This is a genomic window from Bacteroides sp. MSB163 (genome assembly GCF_036416795.1).
GTDB lineage: Bacteria > Bacteroidota > Bacteroidia > Bacteroidales > Bacteroidaceae > Bacteroides > Bacteroides maternus.
This window is the reverse complement of record NZ_CP143867.1, coordinates 2,249,055-2,270,534: the sequence shown is the minus strand read 5'-3', so window position 1 is coordinate 2,270,534 and position 21,480 is coordinate 2,249,055. Positions and strand designations below refer to the sequence as shown.

The window sequence follows — 21,480 nt, the reverse complement described above, 5'->3', positions numbered from 1 at the left end:
TTATCAGATTTTACTGGTTACGATAATGATATTCATATTGCTGCAACGTACGTTTCTTGTCTGATGAAACTACATTACCTTCATAATAATAAGTTTCTACCAACTTTCCCAAGCCGTCATAATTATAGTATGTCGTCATACCGCTCGGATCGGTCATCGAAGTGACTCCTACTAATGGCTGATAAGTGAAGGTAGAAACGAAAGCATCTTTCAAGTTCGTATTTTTTCGAAGAGACTTCAGTTTAGTCACATCAGGCACCGCAACCTGCGATAAGGCATCTATAGTCATACCAAACACACTTGAAACAGCTGCGCTGACCTGTGAAGAAGTAGCGTTCTTAATTTCCGCAATCAGATAACGATCTTTATAACTCCACAAATAAACTGTATGTACGCCATCTTTTGAAACCACTTCACGCAGATTGCCCTGTTCAGAATAAGAAAACACTTCGTTACTGAGCACATAGTCGGAAATAGAGAATCGGTTCAATTCATATAATTTGGAAGGCAAATACAATGTAGAACTACCAACATTGAATATTCCGTACTCCGCTTTTGTTCCTGATATATTCCGAAAAGCACTACTACTCGAAGAAAGCAGATCCGAACTGATTCTTTCTTCCAAAACCGGAGAAATGATGTTTTTATTCACCATATCTTGAATGACCGCAGACGTCGTCCCGTTTGTACTTATCACCGGATAAGTATAAGCCGTTTTAATATTTCCAGACTTGTAACCCGATAAAATTTTCTCTATCAGCTGTCCTCTGACATTATAAGTATAATTTTCCTTTTCAGTGACATAATAATAAGCATCCGTATAAACTTTTTGGGCATAAGTTTTCACCTTGCGTGATGTCAGCAACGTGCTTCCCAAATAATAAAACTTTGTTGTGAAAAACGGATACAAACTTGCGTTAGCAGGAGTATGGTCCGTATGATAAGCATTGGTATATTGATAATTCTGTATACCCTGATAAATTTTATACCATTCGTTAATCTCTTGTCTAATGATTCTGTAACTCTGATTTTCATAAACATAATCCGTTTTTTCTTTCAATATATTATAGCGGTATTTTTTAGGAGTATACGACAAGTTATTCCCATAATACTGAGGCGCTTCAAAAAACAGAGTGTCATTGGCAAGAATATCGTAAATGTCATACTTGTACACCGTTTTGCCCGTAGTATTGTCCGCTGAATAAGGATAAGTGAAGATGTCCCCGTAATACTCGGTGACTTCAGGATAGACCACCGGTGTCCTTCCATTCAAGATTCTTCGGAAGTTGTCGACAGTGAAAGTACATTCCCAACCCCAAATACCCTGCGAGGGATACCCGTTCTCATAAGGATGGGTAAATGCTTCATTTTTTCCGGTGGGGCTCAAGCCCAAAAGCATATACCGGAGGGGAAAATTCGCTCCATTGGTATAATTGGCATAAGTCAACATGTTCGGATCTACCACCGCCTCTCCCAATCCCGTGTGCGTATGGTTGTTGTCCGCCTCTCCATATCCGTAGCACTTGACATCCGCAACGGAATCTTCCATCGTATAGTTAGTGATTCGCCGTATCCTGAAACCACCGGCCTTAACGGCTCTACGTTTGCTCTTGTCGTGGATATAATCACCGGTAGCAGCTGTTGAGGTTAAAAACTTGTGATTTTCGAATTCAAAATCAGTATAACCACCCGTAGGATATCTTAAGCGACGAAGTACTCCGTGACTGTCCGGTCCGAGAGGTTCACGAGGGTCGTAATTCCTGCTGGCAAGTTTGATCTTTTCGTAAGGACAAAGTTCTTGAGCAGATTTGGTCAGTTTGGTGATGGCAACCGGAGCATGCCGGATGAAGTCATAGTTGAAACTGATAAAAATATTAAAATTACCGATTTCATACTGTACATCCGAACTATTCAAGTATCCCCAATGGTCGGTACCGGCAAAATAACCGCCGTTTGCAGTATAGGTACATTCATAAACCATAGAATCAACAGATTCTCCGGAAATGACAATGCTATTCAATTTTGCTATAGCCCCATCCGGATCACCGGCACAGGAATAAGTATGTATTGATTTATTCAACTGAATATCCCGGACAAGGTTACCATTATCCTTGATTATGACCTTATCCACATAGTTATACTCAGCATTCGCCGCACTGTTCTTATAGAGTAGACTTATACTTGTGCTTCCGTATTCAATGGAAGTAAGAAGTTTCATCTTATAGCAATAGACTTGGTAATTCTCTATGGCATCCGCCTTTCCCGTATAAGGCGATTCAAGATCATAGCGTAGAAGGACAGCGGCATTCTTGGCATATCGTTTGTATTTGGATGCCATGGAAAGACCGTAACGAAATACGATAGGTTCCGTAGAGTTCGGCAATTGAATACTTGACAGCTGCCAGGATACATAGGAATCGTAATACACGCTACTCGGTGCACCAATCCCTCTGTAAGGAGTATCAGCTCCGTCAAAAATGTACTTTATGCCGTGCTCGTCAATCACTGTAAAGGAATTTATGTTGGAAGAAGAGTGACTGCAACTGATCTGGACCGACCTGCTATCCGAAACAATGTATTCCAGTCCATCTGTCCCTCTGCGAACCACAAACTCGAAAGACGAACCGTCCGGCAGAACAGCATTAAAAATATCATGCCCAAGATTAATATTCGTAATGCCTCCTCCTCTTCTATAAACTTCAAAACTATTCGACAATTTATCCGTTTCCAATTTAAAATCCCTCCATTCGTCCGGAAGATACTCGATAGTCCTCGAAATGCAACTGTTGACAGATAGTCCCCAGCCGTGCCCATAAACGTCATAATTATAGCCGGGACGAAGCGGCTGCGGATTATACTTCAAGATTATCGGTAATTTATAACCCCGATGGTTAATCTCAAACAGCGGAATAGAGATATCAGGAATTCCCGTTGAATAATTAATTTCAAAATCTCCATACTTCTTGAAAGCCTCAGCCTGAGGAGACGTGGGAACAGAAGGAGCAACCGGCTGAATGGCCGTCTGTCCGTTTAGAACAATGGATATATGGATAGCGGCAAAGAAAAGTATACCGCTCCTAAGTATTTTATTATGTAACATAATTACAGTCGTTTCTTATTAGTATTTGATTATCTTTTCTCCATACAGATTCTCTCCGACAGTTATCCGAAGCAGGTATTCACCTCTCGGACAACTATCCATAGAAATTACTTCTTTATAATTGCCAATAGTTTGGCCGGCATGTTGAATCCCCGCCAACTGACACCCCTGCAGGTCGTAAAGCATCAAAGTTACTTCTTCCGGTTGCTTCAATTCATAATTAATGTGCAAGCTTCCACCCTTTCCTATATGGAAGTTATAACTTATCACACTATTATTTTTCTTGTTTTGGGCGCTTTCATCGGCATTTTTCCAATTCCGTTCATGCTCTTCATCAGCACTCAGATCACGTCGTTCCTGGTTGTCTGTATCATAAGGTAAATCATAATATTGCTCATCGGGCAGATAGGTAAAGGATATGGTAAAATGCTCATGAGGAACTCCAAACCTATAAACGATGCTTTTCACGGTTTCCATTATGGGATAACGGTAACCGTCTGCATACCAACGCCATGCCTCAACTTCCTGACGAACAGAGTCACCGACCAGCAAATACTCAATGCTGTCACGATTTAACCCAAAAGATAGAGTATCCAACTGCAAGGAATCCTGCATGGCAATCCTTGGAAGCATTCTTTGATGAATGAGCTTATGAGTATAAGTACGAATGACTTTACGCAGCGTATCTCCTTCAGGCAGTATCAAAATACCGGAAGCATCGGCCTTGACAGTACTTTTACCACGCAGCCGCACCTCCATCCGTTCACAGTAATTTCCTTTTCCATCAAAGTAATCAGTCATTACCCGCCCTTGAAAGACAGGAAAAGCCATAAGCAACTCCGGCTTTTGATAAAAAATAAAAGTAGAAGGATTTTCATAACCCAGACAAAAAAGAGAATCACCGGAGGTACGGTAATAGTACATGGTATGATGCTCAATACCAACGATAGTATCAATGCCTTGCGACACGTACTTCAATTCATAACCGGCATCCTTAAGTTCCAGATCACTAAAATCCCAGATTTGCCCACTTCCACTTGGCCCCGGTTCGCAAGTAGCAATCATACGTTTCACGAGCCGGTCACCACTACGGGGCTGATTGCAAGATGACTGCAAGGATTGTGCCTGAACCGTCAGAATAAAAAGGTTACCTAATAAAAATAGCAGCGTTTTCATGTTTCTCATATTTTTCAGGTTAAAGGCGTAAAAAGATTCTTTGAATATCACAAAGATAAGGAATCAAACACTGAAAAGCTAAAAGATATGTAACAGGAACTTTCGTTTATATTACATCTTCACTTCATTTTAGCCTTTAACACTAAAAATATCATCACATAACCTACTTATTTCTCAGATACGCCCTATAAAACAATAAGTGCGGGCAAATAATAATTCACCCGCACACTATCCGTCATTTTTAACAAACTCTCAGCCAAAGTGAGAGCTCCCACTATTTCAGTTCGAACCCGACCGTTCCACGAATATCTGCGGAAGAGGCTCCGATATAAGCCTTAAACTTACCCGGTTCTGCCGTTCATCCGCCAACAGTTTCATCATAGAACTTCAAATCATCCAGAGTGATGGTGAAGGTTACTTCTTTTTCTTCACCCGGTGCCAAAGTTATCTTTTGGAACGCCTTTAACTCTTTCACAGGACGCAAAACACTACATTTTTCATCTCTTACATATAATTGCACGACTTCCTTTCCGGCAATACTACCCGTATTCTTTACAGGAATGGTCACAGTCAGAGAATTGTCAGCAGTTATTGTTTTAGCAGAAGCTACTGGTTTGCCATAGGCAAAAGTCGTATAACTCAAACCATACCCGAAAGGGAATAAGGCGGGAATCTTCTTGGCATCATGCCAACGATAACCTACCAGAATATCTTCTTTGTAGACCTGCTTGATACTATCACCCGGATAACTCAATTCGTCAAATGCATGCGCACCGCAATCCGTCAATTTCACAGGGAAGGAAAAAGGAAGTTTTCCGCTGGGATTCACCGCACCACTCAGTACATCAGCAAGTGAATTGCCACCCATAGATCCCAGATACCAACCTTGCAGGACGGCCGGAACTTTATTCAGCCAAGGCATTTCCACGGCATTACCACTCAACAATACCAATACCATATTTTTATTGACTCCCAACAGAGATTCAATCAGTTCATTTTGTCCGAATGGCAAACCGTATGTCACACGGTCGCCAGCTTCACAATCCTGAAAATGATTCTTATTCAATCCACCGAACAAAATCACAAGATCGGCTTCTTTGGCAAGTTCAGTCGCTGCTGTGCGCAAGGAATCCATCACCGACCGGGGAATTTCTTCTGCACGCCCATACATCGGACGTCCGGCAGCGTAACCTTTCGTATAAACCACCTTGTCACCATAAAGAGCGCGCATACCATCGAGTGGAGATACCATATCTTTTACCTTCAGTTCAGAAGAACCGCCTCCTTCGTTCAACAAGCGGACAGCATTGTCACCTACTACCAGTATACGTTGATATTTAGAGCCATCAAGCGGCAGCAAAGGGATACCTTTTTTCTGGACAGGTGTGTTTTTCAGAAGCACAATACCCTCATTACCAATCTCACGGGCAGCCTGATAATGTTCTTCACTTGTTAGCGAACCATAAGGTTTCTGACGATTCATCGCCGTGCGGAATATCAAGCGAAGAATACGGGATGCTTTATCATCCACTGTGCTCATAGGTACCTTACCTTCCTTCAACATCCGGAGATAAGGTTTAGCCAGATAATAATCGTCGAAGGTAAATGCACTTTCTGAGGTCAGACCGTTGGTATAGGATCCCATCTCGATGTCCAAGCCATTCATGGCTGCTTCGTAAGTATCATGGGCACCACCCCAATCGGTTACGACTACACCGTCAAAACCCCAGTCGTTCTTCAAAATCTTATTCAGCAAAAGATCACTGTGGCAGGCGTGCTGACCACGCACCTTGTTATAGGCTCCCATCACGGTCCAGGCACCGCCTTTCTGCACAGCAGCCTTGAAAGCGGGGAGGTAGATTTCGTGTAAGGCACGATTACTTAGTTGCACATCAATGTGTCCACGCCATAACTCCTGATTGTTCAGAGCATAGTGTTTCACACTTACGGCAACCCCGTTTTTCTGTATCTCCCGAATATAAGGTACACACATCACGCCTGCCAGATAAGGATCTTCCCCCATGTATTCAAAATTACGGCCATTCAGAGGAGTACGATAGATATTAACGCCGGGGCCCAAAAGAACATCTTTTTCCCGATAACGGGCTTCTTCACCAATAGCCTTGCCGTAGATGGCGGACATTTCCGGATTCCAGGTAGCGGCAAGACAAGTCAAGGCAGGAAAAGCAGTAATACTGTCATTAGTCCATTTGGCATATCCCCAATCATTCCAGTTGATTTCTGCACGAACACCGTGAGGTCCATCACTCATCCAAAGTTCGGGGATACCAAGACGGGGCACACCGGGACTGCTGAATTTGCTCTGCGCATGGCAAAGGGCTACTTTCTCTTCCAGTGTCATACGGTTGAGAGCATCTTTTACACGTGCTTCAATGGGTTGCGTATCATCTAAATATACAGGAGTTTGCGCTGTCAGAGTAGTCAATGAACAGGCAAACAGGAGAGTTGAAAAGAGTTGTTTCTTCATTATTATTACATTAAAGATATTACTTTTAGTCGTTGGCGGAATTCATTCATTTCTTTTCGGTTATGAGCTAAATGATAAATAATCTTTTAGACGCGGATGACACGGATGACGCGGATCTTTTTTTTATCCACGTTTATAGCGCAGCCTTTTAAATCCGCGTTATCCGCGTTATCCGTGTCATCCGCGTCTAAAAAATAGTATACCGAATGGCGCTAATCACTTATCACCAAACACTAATCACTTTTGTTCTTTTCTATACCGTTATGAATGAATTCTGCTAACAAGTTACTTTTATTTTGCTTTAATAGCGGTCACTGCCGTTTTCAATCCTTCGGATGTAGCCGTCAGTTTGATGCCTCCGGATTTTCCGTCACTTTGAACAACCACCAGGCACTTCCCATAGAAAGCCTTGCGATGATCAGCTTTGAATTTCTCCATTGAAACAGGACTACCATTGTCTACACCGGCAATGAATCCTGCACCTTGCACATCGAACATGATCTGACTATCGGCATTCGGACAAAGATTACCATCTTTATCCAGTACCTCCACTGTTACAAAACTAAGATCTCTGCCATCTGATTTGATTTCATTCCGATCAGCTGTCAAGCGTATCTGTGCAGGTTCTCCGGCTGTATGTATTTCCTTTTCCAATACCGTTTTTCCATCCTTGCGGGAAACGACTTTTACCACACCCGGTTCATACCTCACACGCCATACGACATGAAAATCATCCTTACCTTTTGTACGCACGCCCTGCGACTCACCATTTACAAAAAGCTCTACCTCATCCGCATTATTATAATAAGCCCACATATCTATATCCTGTCCCGGCGTCCAATTCCAATGCGGAAAAAGGTGCAATACTTTTTTCTCCGGATACCATTCCGACTGATAAAGATAATACACATCTTTCGGGAAACCGGCCAGATCGACAATACCGAAATAAGAGCTACGGGCAGGCCAACCGTAAGGAGTCGGTTCACCCAAATAGTCAAACCCGGTCCAGACATACTGTCCGCTGATAAAATCATTATTTTTCACGTGGCGCATCGTGCCCTCATGGCTGTTCCCCCAAGGTACATGACAGTTATCATACGAAGAACAGAAGAAACTATCATCAAAATAAGGTTTATCCCAACGTTCAGGACAAATAACTGTTTCGTCACTCGGCATCCGGTAGTAGCCACGTGTCATCAGTGCTGATACACTTTCCGCCACAATGAAAGGTTTACCGGGAAATTTCTCGGGTACACCGGCAAACCAATCATCATGGTAATTGAAGCCGATGAGATCTAATGCTCCCGAACGGAACAAGTGATTATTCGGGTTCGGTTCATTACAGCCAGCCGTAACGGGACGGGTAGAATCGAGGGCTTTTACCATATCTGCCAGTTTCTTCGTCAGTAAAGAGTTCACGCTCATCTCACCTTCTTTCGCCAGCATACTCTGATCATGACCAAAATTCAGAATCAGATTCGCTTGTTCCAAGGTCAGCGTATCCGCTTTTGCATCCGACCATTGTTCCAGCACTTCGTTACCGATGCTCCAAATGAAAACAGAAGGATGGTTACGGTCGCGAAGTATCAAGTCCGTCAGATCGCGTTCATGCCACTCGTTGAAGTAACGGGAATAATCATGAGCCGTTTTTCTTTTGCGCCACATATCGAACGTCTCATCCATTACGATAAATCCCATACGGTCACAAAGATCGAGCAGTTCAGGTGAGGGAGGATTATGAGAACAGCGAATGCCGTTACAGCCCATTTCTTGCAGTATCTCCAGCTGGCGCTCGATAGCGCGGATATTGACTGCCGCCCCAAGACACCCCAGATCGTGATGCATACATACACCATTAATCTTCAGCCGTTCTCCATTCAGAATAAACCCTTTCTGTGCATCAAAACGGAAGGTACGGATACCGGTATTCGTACAGTAATTATCCAGTACCTTACCGGTTATCTTATCAATAAGGATACTGTGTACCTTATATATATAAGGAGTGTTCACGCTCCAGAGATTAGGAGTCTTCACTACAATTTCCTGTTCTACCTCGTTCGGACAGGCAGGTATCACTTGCAGTTCCGATGCAACCTCACCCACAACATGCCCTTCCGCATCCATCAGCCGTGACTGCAACACAACATCTGCCAGGGGAACAATTTCCGAGTCAAAAACAACATACGTGCCATCCGCCTGCTTCACGGAATCTTGCAGTTGAGCGGCCACATCATACTGTATTTTAGTACGTATGTTTAGCCGGGCACTGTTCTTCGACACGTCTTCCGCCGTGATAAAAGTACCCCATTGCGCTATATGCACAGGGTTAAGTTTCGTAAGCCATACATTACGGTAGATGCCACATCCCGAGTACCAGCGGGAATTAGGTTGTTCCGCATTGTCCACACGTACGGCAACTACATTCTTTCCGCCCCACTTGATATGGGGAGTCAGATCGTAACTGAACGAGACATATCCATAAGGACGTACACCAAGAGAATGACCATTGATAAAGACTTCCGAATTCATATATACACCGTCAAAATCAATATACAAGCGCTTGCCTTCATCCGCTTTGTCAACAGTAAACGTTTTGCGATACCAACCGATACCACCGGGTAATGCCCCGCCTCCTGTTCCGGAAGGATTATCTCTGCTGAATTCCCCCTCGATGGCCCAGTCATGTGGAAGATTGAGGATCCGCCATGCCGTGTCGTCATAATCGGGACGGGATGCCGCAGAGTCATCTCCCAAATGGAAAGTCCAGTCAGCGGTGAAGTCCTGTCGACGGCTATCAGTAACCCGTTCAGCGGAGGTACAACCTCCCAATATTAAGAAGAGGAGCAAACAGGATATTAGTATTATAAATAGTTGTTTCATGATATTGATTGTATAAATGATAATTTAGCGGCGGCAGTCTACTGATATACGGACTATCTTAATTCCCCTCCTCCTGGGAGGAGGGGTGCCCAAAGGGCGGGGTGGTAGGTGAGAAAGAATTCCTTAGCCTTGTGATTCATAGGTATTTGTTTTACCTACCACCTCCCCCTACGGGTACTCCTCCTCCCAGGAGGAGGAGAATTAAGATAGTCCGAGTATCATGCCCCTAAATTATCATTTACTCGTTTTACAATTTTACACTCTGCCGCTTCCCATCATACTTCACCACCATACCCTTAGCCTTTGCGTCAAAAGGTTGCGGCTTATCCTTACTTACCTTTACAACGTTAAATGTACGTTCTTTCAGCATACCGGGAAATTCTCCTGCACGGTCACCAATAGTCAGAGTACCTTCCGCATCATTATAAGTAAACGGGATAGTGGCATACTGTCCTTTTTCGTAGTTGTAATTCACACCTTCATCCTCGTACAAAGTGAACTCACCATCTTTACCCGCATATACATACAGTGTAATTTCTTCCGCAGGCTTCTCGTCACTATACTGCATTTCCGGTCCGTAAGGCACAATAGCCCCTTCGCGTACATAGAGCGGCATACGTTCATAGGGAGCGTCCACTTTCAACTGCCCGCCACCGGCCATATACTTACCGGTATAGAAATCATACCAACCGCAAGTTGCCGGGAAATAGACCTCCCGATTGCGTGCACCATACTCATACACCGGAGCCGCCATCAACGCCGGACCGAACATAAACTGGTCACTGATATTATTCACCTTTGTATCTGCCGTAAAGTCCATTACCAGCGGACGCATAATTGTATAATCATCAAAATAAGTCATCCCGGCCAATGAATAAATATAAGGCATCATCGTATAGCGTAACTTCGTATAATACACTATAGAACTATAAGCCGGATGTCCTTCGGGAGCTATATTCCACACCTCACGGAACGGATACTGTCCATGCGCACGGAACAACGGACAGAATGCGCCAAACTGATACCAACGCGTATTCAACTCACGCCATTCCTTATAGTCCGCATTCTCTTTTCCGGTCTTATTGAATTCCTTTTGTCCGTCCTCATAGCGTTTTTCTACGCAGAATCCGCCAATGTCCATTGTCCAGTAAGGAATACCGCTGAGTGCAAAATTCAGTCCGGCAGAAATCTGTGCCTTCATATCTTCCCAACGGGTAGCGATATCGCCACTCCACGTTGCGGTAGAATAACGTTGCAATCCGGCAAATCCCGAACGAGTCAGCAAGAATACACGTTTGTCATTGTCTATGGCACGTTGTCCGTCATAAATAGCCTCAGCATTCATCAACGCATACGCATTGAAATATTGATCGGACGGACCGAGAGCAGTCGGACCACATAAAGCTTTCCGGTAAGCCAAATCCGTACAGTCGCGTACATTCGGTTCACTGGCATCCATCCACCAGGCATCAATTCCGAGGGGATAAAGATGATCTTCCATCTGTTTCCAGAACAGTTTCCGTGCACCCTCAGCATAAGCATCATAGAAAGAACCAATGTAACCGGGGCCAATCCAGTCACGGATGCTGTCTTTAACGGCCTGCTGATACATCCAGCCTTTTTCATCAAACTCTTTATAATGTTCCGTGGTCATATAGAATTTCGGCCAAACGGAAATCATCATCTTGGCATTCAGGGCATGAATAGAATCTACCATTCCTTTCGGATCAGGGAAACGAGCTTTGTCGAACTCATGACTGCCCCAGGCATTTTCCGGCCAGTAGCTCCAGTCGAGCACAATATTATCAATGGGAATCTGACGTTTACGGAATTCCTTCAAAGCATCCAATATTTCTTCCTGCGTCTTATAACGTTCGCGGCTCTGCCAGTATCCCATCGCCCACTTCGGCATGATTTGTGATTTTCCGGTCAGAGCACGGTATCCACTGATTACCTCGTCCATATCCTCGCCATAAACAAAATAATAATCGATTTCATTCTGCATCTCTCCCCACCACGACTGTTTGTTCTGTTCTTCAGCAGATACAGGAGACAACGCACGCAAACCGCAATAGGATACATATCCGTCGGGAGTCCATTCAATCTTCAATGGAACACGCTTGCCGGCTTTCAGGTCTACCGCAAACTTATAACTGTTCGGATTCCAAGCCGTACGCCAACGTTCGGGAACTACCAGTTCATTGTCAATATACACCTTCATATATCCTGCATAATAGAGGATGAAACGGAACTGACCACTCTCCATCGGCTCAATTTCTCCTTCATACGTCACCTGCGAACCCATGAAAGGAAATCCTTCGGGCAGGTTCACCACCTTCGACAAATCTTCCGATTTCAGATGTTCAAAATAAACAGAATCTTCCCGGCGTACCAGTGTCTCCGCTGTCGATTTCTGAGAGGGTACGTATGTTCCTGTCAAAGTCCCTTCCTTGCCCTCCTTATCATAGAGTTTGAAAACTGTGCTTAACTGTGCATAATCACGTGGATCGCCGAAACGGCAAAGCGAATAACTATCCCACAGAATACCGTAATTCTTATTGGAAACGATAAAAGGTACAGAAACCTTTGTATTATACTGGAAAAGTTCCTCGTTCTTACCTTTATAGTTGAATTCATCAGCCTGGTGTTGTCCCAGTCCGTAGAACGCCTCATCATCGGGTGACTGGAATACCTGACGGACCGTATACGCCTTTGTTCCCTGCACTTCGATAGGCTGGAAACTCCTGCCCTTCTCATCTTCCGCCAAAATCAGGTTACCGGAAGCATCGGTAAAGCGTACTTCACCCGTAGCTTTGGATACGATGGCGCACACCTCCGAGGTTTTTACCGAAACGGCATCTTCACTTTCTTCCACGCTGAAATCCGTCTTATCTTTTTGGGGAACTATAATCAGGCTTTCCGCCTTTGAAAAGTTTTTTTCGGGAGTGGCCGACACATGAATCAACTTCTCTCCCATTACTTCAACCTTCACCTTTCGCACATCTGTCGGTTGCTGTTGTTCGACATTTACAATAATGCCGTTACTTGTCTTCTCATACCCGCCTCCGGAGCATGCCATCAGCATCCATCCCGCGAGCAAACAAACTGAAGTGTTTTTCAATTTCATATCTTTGTTTTTAAAGTTATTTTCTCCGAGTGTAAAAGTAGGAAATCATACAGTAAACAAGCCCTCCCGATGTTGAAAGGAAAGGGCTTATTTGATTTATAGAAATATCAGATGTTTCAACAATGGGTACTTTTTGTTATTTACCCTCCTTTTCCTGATATACAGAGGGTAAAACACCGAATTCATCCTTGAAATACTTACTGAAATATTTGGGGTTATTGAAGCCCACCTGATAGGCAACCTCCGACACATTCTGCTGGCTCTCGCGCAGAAGTTGTGCCGCACGTTTCAGCCGGATAATGCGAATAAATTCTATCGGAGTTTTACCGGTAATCTGCAACAGCTTTTTATAGAGATGCACCCGGCTCATGCCCAGTTCATGACTCAATTCTTCCACAGATAAATCGGGACGGGCAATATGGGTCTCCACATACTTTATCGCATTCTCAATCAGCTTTTCATCCATCGAAGTGATAACAATTTCACTCGGTTCGGGATCAATACGGGTGCGAAGTTTATTTTTGCTACTCAAATCTATCAGTTTGCGCATGCGCAAAATCAGTACCTCCATATTGAAAGGTTTCGTCACATAGTCATCAGCACCAATCGTCAGGCCTTCCACCTTATTCTCTACGGATTGCTTGGCCGTAAGTAACACAAACGGAATATTACTTGTACGCTTGTCAGCCTTCACCCAACGGCACAGTTCGTTCCCGTCCATTTCAGGCATCATCACGTCACAGACGATGATATCCGGCATCAGTTCCGGTATCATCTGCCAGGCTATCTTTCCGTTTCCGGCAGATTCTATACGGAAATACAGACTTAATGTATAGCGCATGAAAGAAACAAAGTCTTCATTGTCATCTACAATCAGCGCAAGTGGCTTCTTTCTCCCGTCTTCGCCCGGTACTTCAATCTCCGGCTTTTCTTCTGATTCCAATGCCAAAGCCACCGCATCCTCTTCCGCCGCTTCTTCGGAGAGTGGAGTAACCACATTGACTACGGAATGCTTTACGGGGATATCTACCACAAACACACTGCCCGTACCCACATTGTCGAACACGCGCACTACACCGCCATGTAACGTAACGTAATCGCGCACCAGACTCAAACCGATACCACTCCCCGTACTGGGATTACCATCGCCTTTACGCTCCGATTGATAGAAACGTTCGAATATACGTTCTTTATCAAGGTCGCTGATACCTACCCCCGTATCGGATACTTTGATTTCCAATGTTTCCGTAGTTCCTTTTATCAGTTCAAGAGAGACATCCACCCTCCCTCCATCCGGAGTAAACTTAAACGCATTAGAAAGCAGATTCATCACTACCTTACCCATCTTATCCTCATCGAACGACATATTCAGCGATTCTACCGCCGAGAAAAAAGTGAGATGCACGTTCTTCTTTTCCGAAAGCATCAGGAATGAGTTGCATATAGAGTGAACATACGACACGATTTCTCCTTCGGAAAGGCTGAGATGCAGACCTGCCACCTCATTCTTACGGAAGTCCAGCAGCTGATTCACCAAATTCAGCAGGCGTGAGGCATTGCGGTGCATCAACTTCAACTGGCCCAGTTTCCTTTCATCCTTCGTCTCTTTTATCATACTCTCCAACGGTGAGATAATCAGCGTCAACGGAGTACGCAACTCATGACTCACATTGGTGAAGAAACGGAACTTCATCTGGTTCACCTCCTCATTCCTCTCCGCTTCATGTTCCATTTGCTGTATTTTGAATTTATTACGCTCACGGCGCAGCACCGCATTGCGGGCAAGCATCAGTACCCCTATCAGCGACAAAACATAAATGACGTATGCCCATGAAGTCATCCAGAAAGGTGGCCGGATGATAATCTTAAGGCTCGCTTCCTCCGTCCCTGCATATCCGTCACCATTGACGGCTTTTACTTTCAGCTGGTAAGTACCGGGCGCCAGATTCGTGTAAGTGACGCGGTGCATATCGGCCGTACCCGACAGCCAGTCTTCGTTAAAACCTTCCAACTTGTACAAATACCGGGTCTTATCAGGCATGATGTAATTGTCCGATGCAAACAGTACGGTGAAGACATTCTGTTTATAGTCGAGTTCTATCTCCCTGACTTTATTCAACGACTCGCGCAGCAAGACGCGCCCTCCGTACTCCTTCCCGATCTCAATCTCTTCATTGAACAGCTGGAAGCCGGTAAACATCACCTTCGGTAGCGTAAGGTTATATTTGATGCCGTTAGGACTGAATGTATTGAGCCCGTACATGCCCCCCATCGCAATCTCTCCCGAAGTGAGCTGCTTGATGGAACGCTGATTGAACTCCGACCCTTGCAAACCATCCTTATCATCATATACATAATAATGGAATGCATAATCTGCGGTTTTCGTATCGATGGAAGGGATAATATTCAGTACCCCGTTCCCCGTGGTCACCCACATATTTTTGTTCTCATCCTCCGCAATACCGGCAATGTATTCCATTGCTTCGTCCCGACCGGAAGAGACAATCTGCAAACGGTCATTCTTCGGGTTATACAGATTCAGCCCATTGCGCGTTCCTATCCATATCAGTCCCCGACTATCTTCATAGACCTGATTTATACTTTGATTGGAGAAACGCTGGCTCCCCGACAGGTTACCTACCATATTGGTTATCTTCCGAATGTTCAAATCCATAATGGCAACACCCGTAGAAGCGGTGCCGATAACAAGCCGATTGTCGCGGGTGATGCAGATAGAAGAAATATGATTGGAGATGAGGTCGGAATTAGCCATGGTATAGGTGATAAACTTCCCCGTCTTCGGATTCAGGCATTGCAGGCCTCCGCCTAACGTACCAATCCATATATTTCCATCCTTGTCTTCCGCCAGCGCCCAAACATTATTGTTAGCCAGCGAATTCTCATCTCCGGGACGGTTGCGGTAATTCACGAAGCGTTTACCGTCAAAGCAGTCCAGACCTTCCCAGAAAGTGCCTATCCACAGTTTGCCGTCGGTTGCCTGCAACAAAGTGACAATTACATTGGAGGCTATGGAATTACCCGTCCGTGAGTGGGTATATATTTTCTTTTCGTCCGTCCGTGAGTTCCAATGCATTAATCCGGCATCATTGCTGCCCAGCCACAGGCAACCATTACCACACTCTTCCAGGCAGTTGATATCGCCCAGGCGGTTGATGGAAAACTTAAAAATGCTCTCATTATAATAGGCCACACCTTTCTTATAAGTCCCTATCCACATCACCCCGCTGTCATCCTCATAAAACACGTTAATGGTATTGTTGGGCAATCCGCGTTCATCATCCACATTGTAAGTAAGTGAAACGGTTTCGCCTGTCGCCTTATTCCAGATGTCAATGCCATCCTGGTCTTTTCCAAACCAGATGCGCCCCTGCCTATCCTGGGCAATGGCAACCACATGTGCCTGTCCCCTGTCGTTAAAGTCCCATTGCGACTGCCATTTCTTTTCCGGCAGATTATACGCCCACACGCCGGGAGAGCCGTATATCCATAAATCCTCGTCCTTATCCACATACAAGAAGAAAATATCGGTGCGGTTTCCCATCTTTTCCATTATATCCGTCAATTCCCACTTCACCTTTACTTCTTCACGGTCGATGCAGAACACGTGCCCGTTCTCATATACCAATACAATGCCATCCTTGCACTCAATCATATCAATAACGATACCTTCGGGTATTCCTTTCTCACCAAAAGGCAGGACATCTGCCTTTTTCTCTCCGGGACGGTAGCGATAACATCCCTTCCCGTCCACGACAAACCACATATTCTTCAGGCTGTCTACAAATACATGCCGGGGAGTTCCGTCTATTCCGATGTTCCACATCCAAGAACGCACATCACGCACAAAGTTTTCCGTATCCCAATTATATATGATATATCCATTCTCTCCGGTACGTATCCACAAACGACCTTCACCATCTTCCACTATTTTCTCGATGTAACTGTCGGGCAAAGATGTGGGGTCATTGTCCGAACTATAAAAGACTTTGAAACGATATCCGTCGTAACGCGTCAGGCCGGATGCGGTTCCGAACCACATAAAGCCTCTCGAATCCTTGTAGATAGCATTAATTTGGTTGCTGGGCATCCCGTCCCTGACTTCCAGGTGCTTGAACATGAAATTGTGCGCAACGGCAGAGAAGCACATTACAACGACCAGTACAATAAGTAAAATCAATCTCTTCATGGCATTAGGTATAAGGTGGTAGCTAACACATTACAAATGAAACAAAAATTTACTGTATAAACAAGGTTTTCCATAGAAAATAGGGAAGCCACTTCCCTCACAGAAGCCGCTTCCCAGCACCAATCAAAAAAAACCTGTATTAAAAACCTATCTCTTAGCTAAGAGAACCTATATTTATGAAAAACCTATATTTCCCAATTAGTTTGCAATCCCCTCTATCAGGGCATCCAACGCTTGCTGGTCGTAAACCTTACAGGTATTACGGTTAAAGAGAGCCATCGTATTGTCTCCATTATATCCATTATCCCAGTAGAAAGGAACAAGACCATACTTCCCGGCATTAGAAACCACCGTTTTCAGATAATAAGCGCGCGAAGCCAGATGCTTGGTCAACTCATCTCCAGTTAGGGAAGAGCGTCTGTTGGCACCGAATTCACCCAAAATCACCGGAATGCCCTGGCTGACATATTTCGTCTGCATCTTTTTGAAAAGAGCTTCCATTTCCGCTTCCGCACTTGCGTAACCGCCGGGCTGGTAGTTTCTGTCAGATCCGTCTACATGATATTCGGTTCCCCAGAAGTAGGCCATCTTTCCCCAGCTCTCATCCGTTGTCATTCCGCAGAAGTTCCACGGGGTGTAGTAGTGTATCTCCACCATCAAGCGGTTGGGTACGTTATCCACAGGCAGTTGGCCATAATCCGAAGTATTCGTGATATCCGTATTGGGACCTTGGACAATCAGGTTGCGGAGCGCATTGTTCCCCCCCGTAGCACGCACGGCATCTATGAAGGTCTGTTCGTATGACTTCAGTACTTCCATTTCAGCGGTATTGGCAGCATTGGGTTCGTTGCATCCGGCAAATAACAAATGTTCGTCATAGTCCTTGAACTTTGTGGCAATCTGCGTCCACAAAGCCTTCTGCACTTTGTTCACATTGTCCTGCACGACTGCCTTACAATTCTTTTCCAGCCAGCCTCCGTCATAGTGGATATTCAGGATGACATACATATTCTCGGCATAGCAATAATCCACTACCTCCTGCACACGGTTCAGCCAGGAAGCTTTAATTGTATAATCCGTCTCATTCTCCATATATCCATACCATGCACAAGGAATTCTCACAGCATTGAAACCGGCAGCTTTTACAGCACTGATCATTTTCTGGGTCGTTGCCGGATTTCCCCATTTGGTCTCTCCCGGATCCATATCACTCAGCGAGTTGGTGCCCCACACAAACCCGTTTGCGTAAGTCACATTGCATGCTTCCAAAGAATTACCCAGATTCCAACCGAGCTTTATCTTCGCAGCCAAAGTCATGGCATCACTTTCCATACCCATATCAGGCAGTTCACCGGCAAGTTGCTTCACCGTAACGGTTTCCGTCAAACCACCACCATTCACGGTAACAGTGGCAGTACGTTCCACCGCATCAGGATTTTCTTCCACCGTCACCGTATACCTAAAAACTGTAGCCGAAGCGGAGACAGCGGGAGTTACCGTACACCAATCCTGATTGCTGATGACTTCCAACGACACATTCGACTTGATAGAAAGTGTACTCGTTCCTCCTGTTTTGGAGAAATTTATTCCATTCGTCAGAATGTTTTCGGAAATTACGATTTCCGGCGCAGCCGGTGCGTCGTTACTGTCAGAACAAGCTGACAAGACGGGCAAAAGGGACAATGCCGACAGCACCAGGCAAATCCCCAGTTGTTTAATAGTATTTTTCATCTTATTTTTTTATCATTAGTCTTAACTTATTGCGGAGCATTGTTATAAACAGACTGTAATGTATAGGAAGCATCTTCCGTGAAAACAGCCTTCTTCATCACTCCTACTATTTCCTCGGCATTATTCAGATAGTCACCCGTAGCATGATTGAACAGACCGGATTCTTCCTTTCCGGCTCCGGTGCCACCATTGTCCCAGTAGACCGGTGCCATGCCATACTCTTTCGCCGCTTTGCACACATACTCCAGATAATACTTGCGGAAGGATTCCTCACGGACATTCGCACGATGCACACAGCCCATCTCTCCAATATATACCGGGATGCCTTTATCCACGTAAGCCGCCTTCAGTTTGCCGAATATATTCTTCACATTGTCTTCATCTCCTCCGCTGACCTTCTTGCCCGCAGCTCCGGTATGTCCCCATTCAGAATAGGCAGCATTCAATGTATACTCGTAAGGGTCGTAGAAATGCACAGCTACCATCAGACGATTCTGCACCTTATCCGCAGGCAGTTTGAAATAACTTACTGTGAGCTCCGGATTGGTGCAATACCCCGGCACGCCGAGGAAACGATCAACATTCTTACCACCCACGGCACGCACCGCATTTACAAATATCTGGTTCCATTCGTTCAGCACCGCATATTGCTTTCCGCCATCTGTGCGGTTCTCGCCCCAGCCCCAGCCGCCGTCATGTATTTCGTTCATCGACTCAAATGCCAGGAAGTTTCCTTTATCTTTAAACCGCTCGGCTATTTGCGTCCATATAGCTTCCAACTCGGCCTTGACGGCAATATTCTTGCTTTCACTCTTGGCAGCCTCTTTTATATTCAGCCAATAACTGCTGTCCGCCCCATCGTGATGAATATTGACAATGGCATTCAAGCCTGCGTTCTCCGCATAGCCCACTACCTCAGCAACACGATCCAACCATGCTTCCTCAATTTCATAGCCGGGAGCGGCTCCGATATGTCCCATCCAGGTGACTGGAATACGTACGGTAGTGATTCCTGCGGCAGCCAGTTTGTCAAACAAGGCTTGCGTTGCCTTCCGGTTACCCCAGATTGTTTCATTAGCTATGCCATTACTATATGCATCCAGTTGATTTCCCAGATTCCAACCTAAACCCAGACTTTTGGCTACAGCCCAGGGGGTATCTCCTGCAATTTCATTCGAACCGGGTCCAGCGGGCTCACCGGGTTCATCAACCTCACCGGCCAACTGCACGATGTCGAACTTTTGTTCCACCGAGTTACCACCTCTCACGCTAATAGTAGCCGTGCGCTCATCCGTACCGGTATTGGGTTCTACATCTATCGTATATTTAAGGACTGTGCTCGAAGTGGAAGAAACCGGGGTCACCGTACACCAAGTCTGACTGCTGGTAACTTCCAGCGACACATTCGACTTGATAGAAAGCGTGTTTGTTCCTCCGGCTTCGGAGAAGTTCAGCCCGTTCGTCAGAATATTTTCAGGAATTACGATTTCCGGTGTAACAGCTTCATCGTCATTGCTGGAGCAAGCCACCGCAAAAGCGGAAAGGGCAATCGTGAAAAGAAAGACAAGATAAGTTTTAATTTTATTCATGACCGTAATGTTTTTCGTTCTTAAATGTCAGGTTAGGGATGAAATCCCGTGTTGGCAAAGATAGGGCAAAACGGGCATACAGTCGATTCAGGATGTTATATGGAACGGTATGATTTGTTATCACCCCGGGATAAATGGTTTCCAATAGCCGACATATCGCCCATTTTCAGTGTCCATTTTATAGAGCTGGTACAAAAAAACAGAAGAGTCCATCGGAAAATGTGATAGAAGCCCTACTTTGTCCATAGGAAAATGTGACGAAGCGGGGCTTTTGTCCACAGGAAAACGTGATTTCCCTTGCATAAGTTTCTTATTATAAGTACATTTGCGCATAACAGCAGAAAAGAATGAAACGATTACTGATAGAAGAACTTATCCAATGGAAAAACAAGCAAGGACGCAAGCCCTTGATACTTCAAGGAGCACGACAGGTTGGCAAAACCTGGTTACTGAAAACATTCGGTACGGAATGCTTCGAAGACATCTGCTATATCAACTTTGAACAGGACAATTCCATTAATAATATATTTGAGGGAAGCATCAGTCCGGAACGCATCATTGAACAACTTTCCGTATTCCATGGCAAACGTATTCAACCCGAGAAGACACTTATCATTTTCGATGAAGTGCAGGAAGTTCCGCGCGCATTGACTTCTTTAAAGTACTTCACTGAAGAGGCTCCCGAATACGCCATTTGCTGTGCAGGTTCACTGCTGGGAGTAGCACTACATCAGGGAACTTCTTTTCCGGTAGGTAAAGTAGAATTCCTGACTCTGCAACCTCTCTCATTCCGGGAGTTTCTACTTGCCAACGGAGAAGAGCTGCTACTTGACTATGTGATGAACGGCAATTTAGATACCAATGCTTTCACCGAAAAGCTGCAAGAACACTTAAAACGGTATTTCATCATCGGTGGAATGCCCGCTGCCGTGCAAAGCTGGCTGGATACACAAGACTTCTTCGAAGTGGAAAAGATACAGGAACAATTGTTGAGCGCTTATGAAAGTGATTTTTCGAAACATGCTCCTTCTAATCTGATAGCTAAAATCAGATATGTGTGGCAGAGTATCCCCTCTCAATTAGCAAAAGAAAATAAGAAATTCGTTTATGGCATGGTACGCGAAGGAGCACGCGCACGCGAATGAGGTTGTGTCAAAACGTTGGCACAACCTTTTTCTATAA

The 21,480-nt window shown here is 44.9% G+C and carries 8 protein-coding genes and 1 pseudogene; 1 reads left to right on the top strand and 8 read right to left on the bottom strand.

The window, feature by feature from the left end; translation table 11 throughout:
- Positions 1–10: 10 nt before the first annotated feature.
- From VYM24_RS07885 to VYM24_RS07850, 8 genes and pseudogenes are all read right to left on the bottom strand, one after another.
- Complete coding sequence (locus VYM24_RS07885) at positions 11–3,100, bottom strand: RHS repeat domain-containing protein (protein ID WP_330941915.1); 3,090 nt, start codon at positions 3,098–3,100, stop codon at positions 11–13.
- Positions 3,101–3,118: 18 nt separating this feature from the next.
- Entirely contained in the window at positions 3,119–4,285 is a 1,167-nt protein-coding gene (locus tag VYM24_RS07880) for a T9SS type A sorting domain-containing protein (RefSeq protein WP_330941914.1), read from the bottom strand.
- Between the two features lie 265 nt (positions 4,286–4,550).
- A pseudogene (locus VYM24_RS07875) lies at positions 4,551–6,764 on the bottom strand (glycoside hydrolase family 3 C-terminal domain-containing protein).
- A 291-nt stretch (positions 6,765–7,055) separates the two neighbouring features.
- Positions 7,056–9,644 (bottom strand): glycoside hydrolase family 2 TIM barrel-domain containing protein, encoded by a 2,589-nt coding sequence (locus tag VYM24_RS07870; RefSeq protein ID WP_330941913.1) that lies wholly within the window; start codon positions 9,642–9,644, stop codon positions 7,056–7,058.
- 247 nt (positions 9,645–9,891) lie between these two features.
- Entirely contained in the window at positions 9,892–12,771 is a 2,880-nt protein-coding gene (locus VYM24_RS07865) for a TIM-barrel domain-containing protein (protein WP_330941912.1), read from the bottom strand.
- 136 nt (positions 12,772–12,907) lie between these two features.
- The gene (locus tag VYM24_RS07860) at positions 12,908–16,978 is read right to left on the bottom strand and encodes a hybrid sensor histidine kinase/response regulator transcription factor (RefSeq protein ID WP_330941911.1); all 4,071 of its coding nucleotides are present in this window, start codon (positions 16,976–16,978) and stop codon (positions 12,908–12,910) included.
- A gap of 198 nt (positions 16,979–17,176) precedes the next feature.
- Positions 17,177–18,709: a cellulase family glycosylhydrolase gene (locus VYM24_RS07855; RefSeq protein ID WP_330941910.1), complete on the bottom strand. Its 1,533-nt coding sequence runs from the start codon at positions 18,707–18,709 to the stop codon at positions 17,177–17,179.
- A 26-nt stretch (positions 18,710–18,735) separates the two neighbouring features.
- Complete coding sequence (locus VYM24_RS07850; protein WP_330941909.1) at positions 18,736–20,298, bottom strand: cellulase family glycosylhydrolase; 1,563 nt, start codon at positions 20,296–20,298, stop codon at positions 18,736–18,738.
- Between the two features lie 347 nt (positions 20,299–20,645).
- Here VYM24_RS07850 and VYM24_RS07845 point away from each other — a divergent pair, with 347 nt between their 5' ends.
- Positions 20,646–21,443 (top strand): ATP-binding protein, encoded by a 798-nt coding sequence (locus VYM24_RS07845; protein ID WP_291550106.1) that lies wholly within the window; start codon positions 20,646–20,648, stop codon positions 21,441–21,443.
- Positions 21,444–21,480 lie beyond the last annotated feature (37 nt).

What these genes read in the sequence shown, in the direction of transcription:
- VYM24_RS07885 (WP_330941915.1), bottom strand. Translation starts at nt 3,100, where the DNA reads ATGTTACATAATAAAATACTTAGGAGCGGTATACTTTTCTTTGCCGCT.
- VYM24_RS07880 (WP_330941914.1), bottom strand. Translation starts at nt 4,285, where the DNA reads ATGAGAAACATGAAAACGCTGCTATTTTTATTAGGTAACCTTTTTATT.
- VYM24_RS07870 (WP_330941913.1), bottom strand. Translation starts at nt 9,644, where the DNA reads ATGAAACAACTATTTATAATACTAATATCCTGTTTGCTCCTCTTCTTA.
- VYM24_RS07865 (WP_330941912.1), bottom strand. Translation starts at nt 12,771, where the DNA reads ATGAAATTGAAAAACACTTCAGTTTGTTTGCTCGCGGGATGGATGCTG.
- VYM24_RS07860 (WP_330941911.1), bottom strand. Translation starts at nt 16,978, where the DNA reads ATGAAGAGATTGATTTTACTTATTGTACTGGTCGTTGTAATGTGCTTC.
- VYM24_RS07855 (WP_330941910.1), bottom strand. Translation starts at nt 18,709, where the DNA reads ATGAAAAATACTATTAAACAACTGGGGATTTGCCTGGTGCTGTCGGCA.
- VYM24_RS07850 (WP_330941909.1), bottom strand. Translation starts at nt 20,298, where the DNA reads ATGAATAAAATTAAAACTTATCTTGTCTTTCTTTTCACGATTGCCCTT.
- VYM24_RS07845 (WP_291550106.1), top strand. Translation starts at nt 20,646, where the DNA reads ATGAAACGATTACTGATAGAAGAACTTATCCAATGGAAAAACAAGCAA.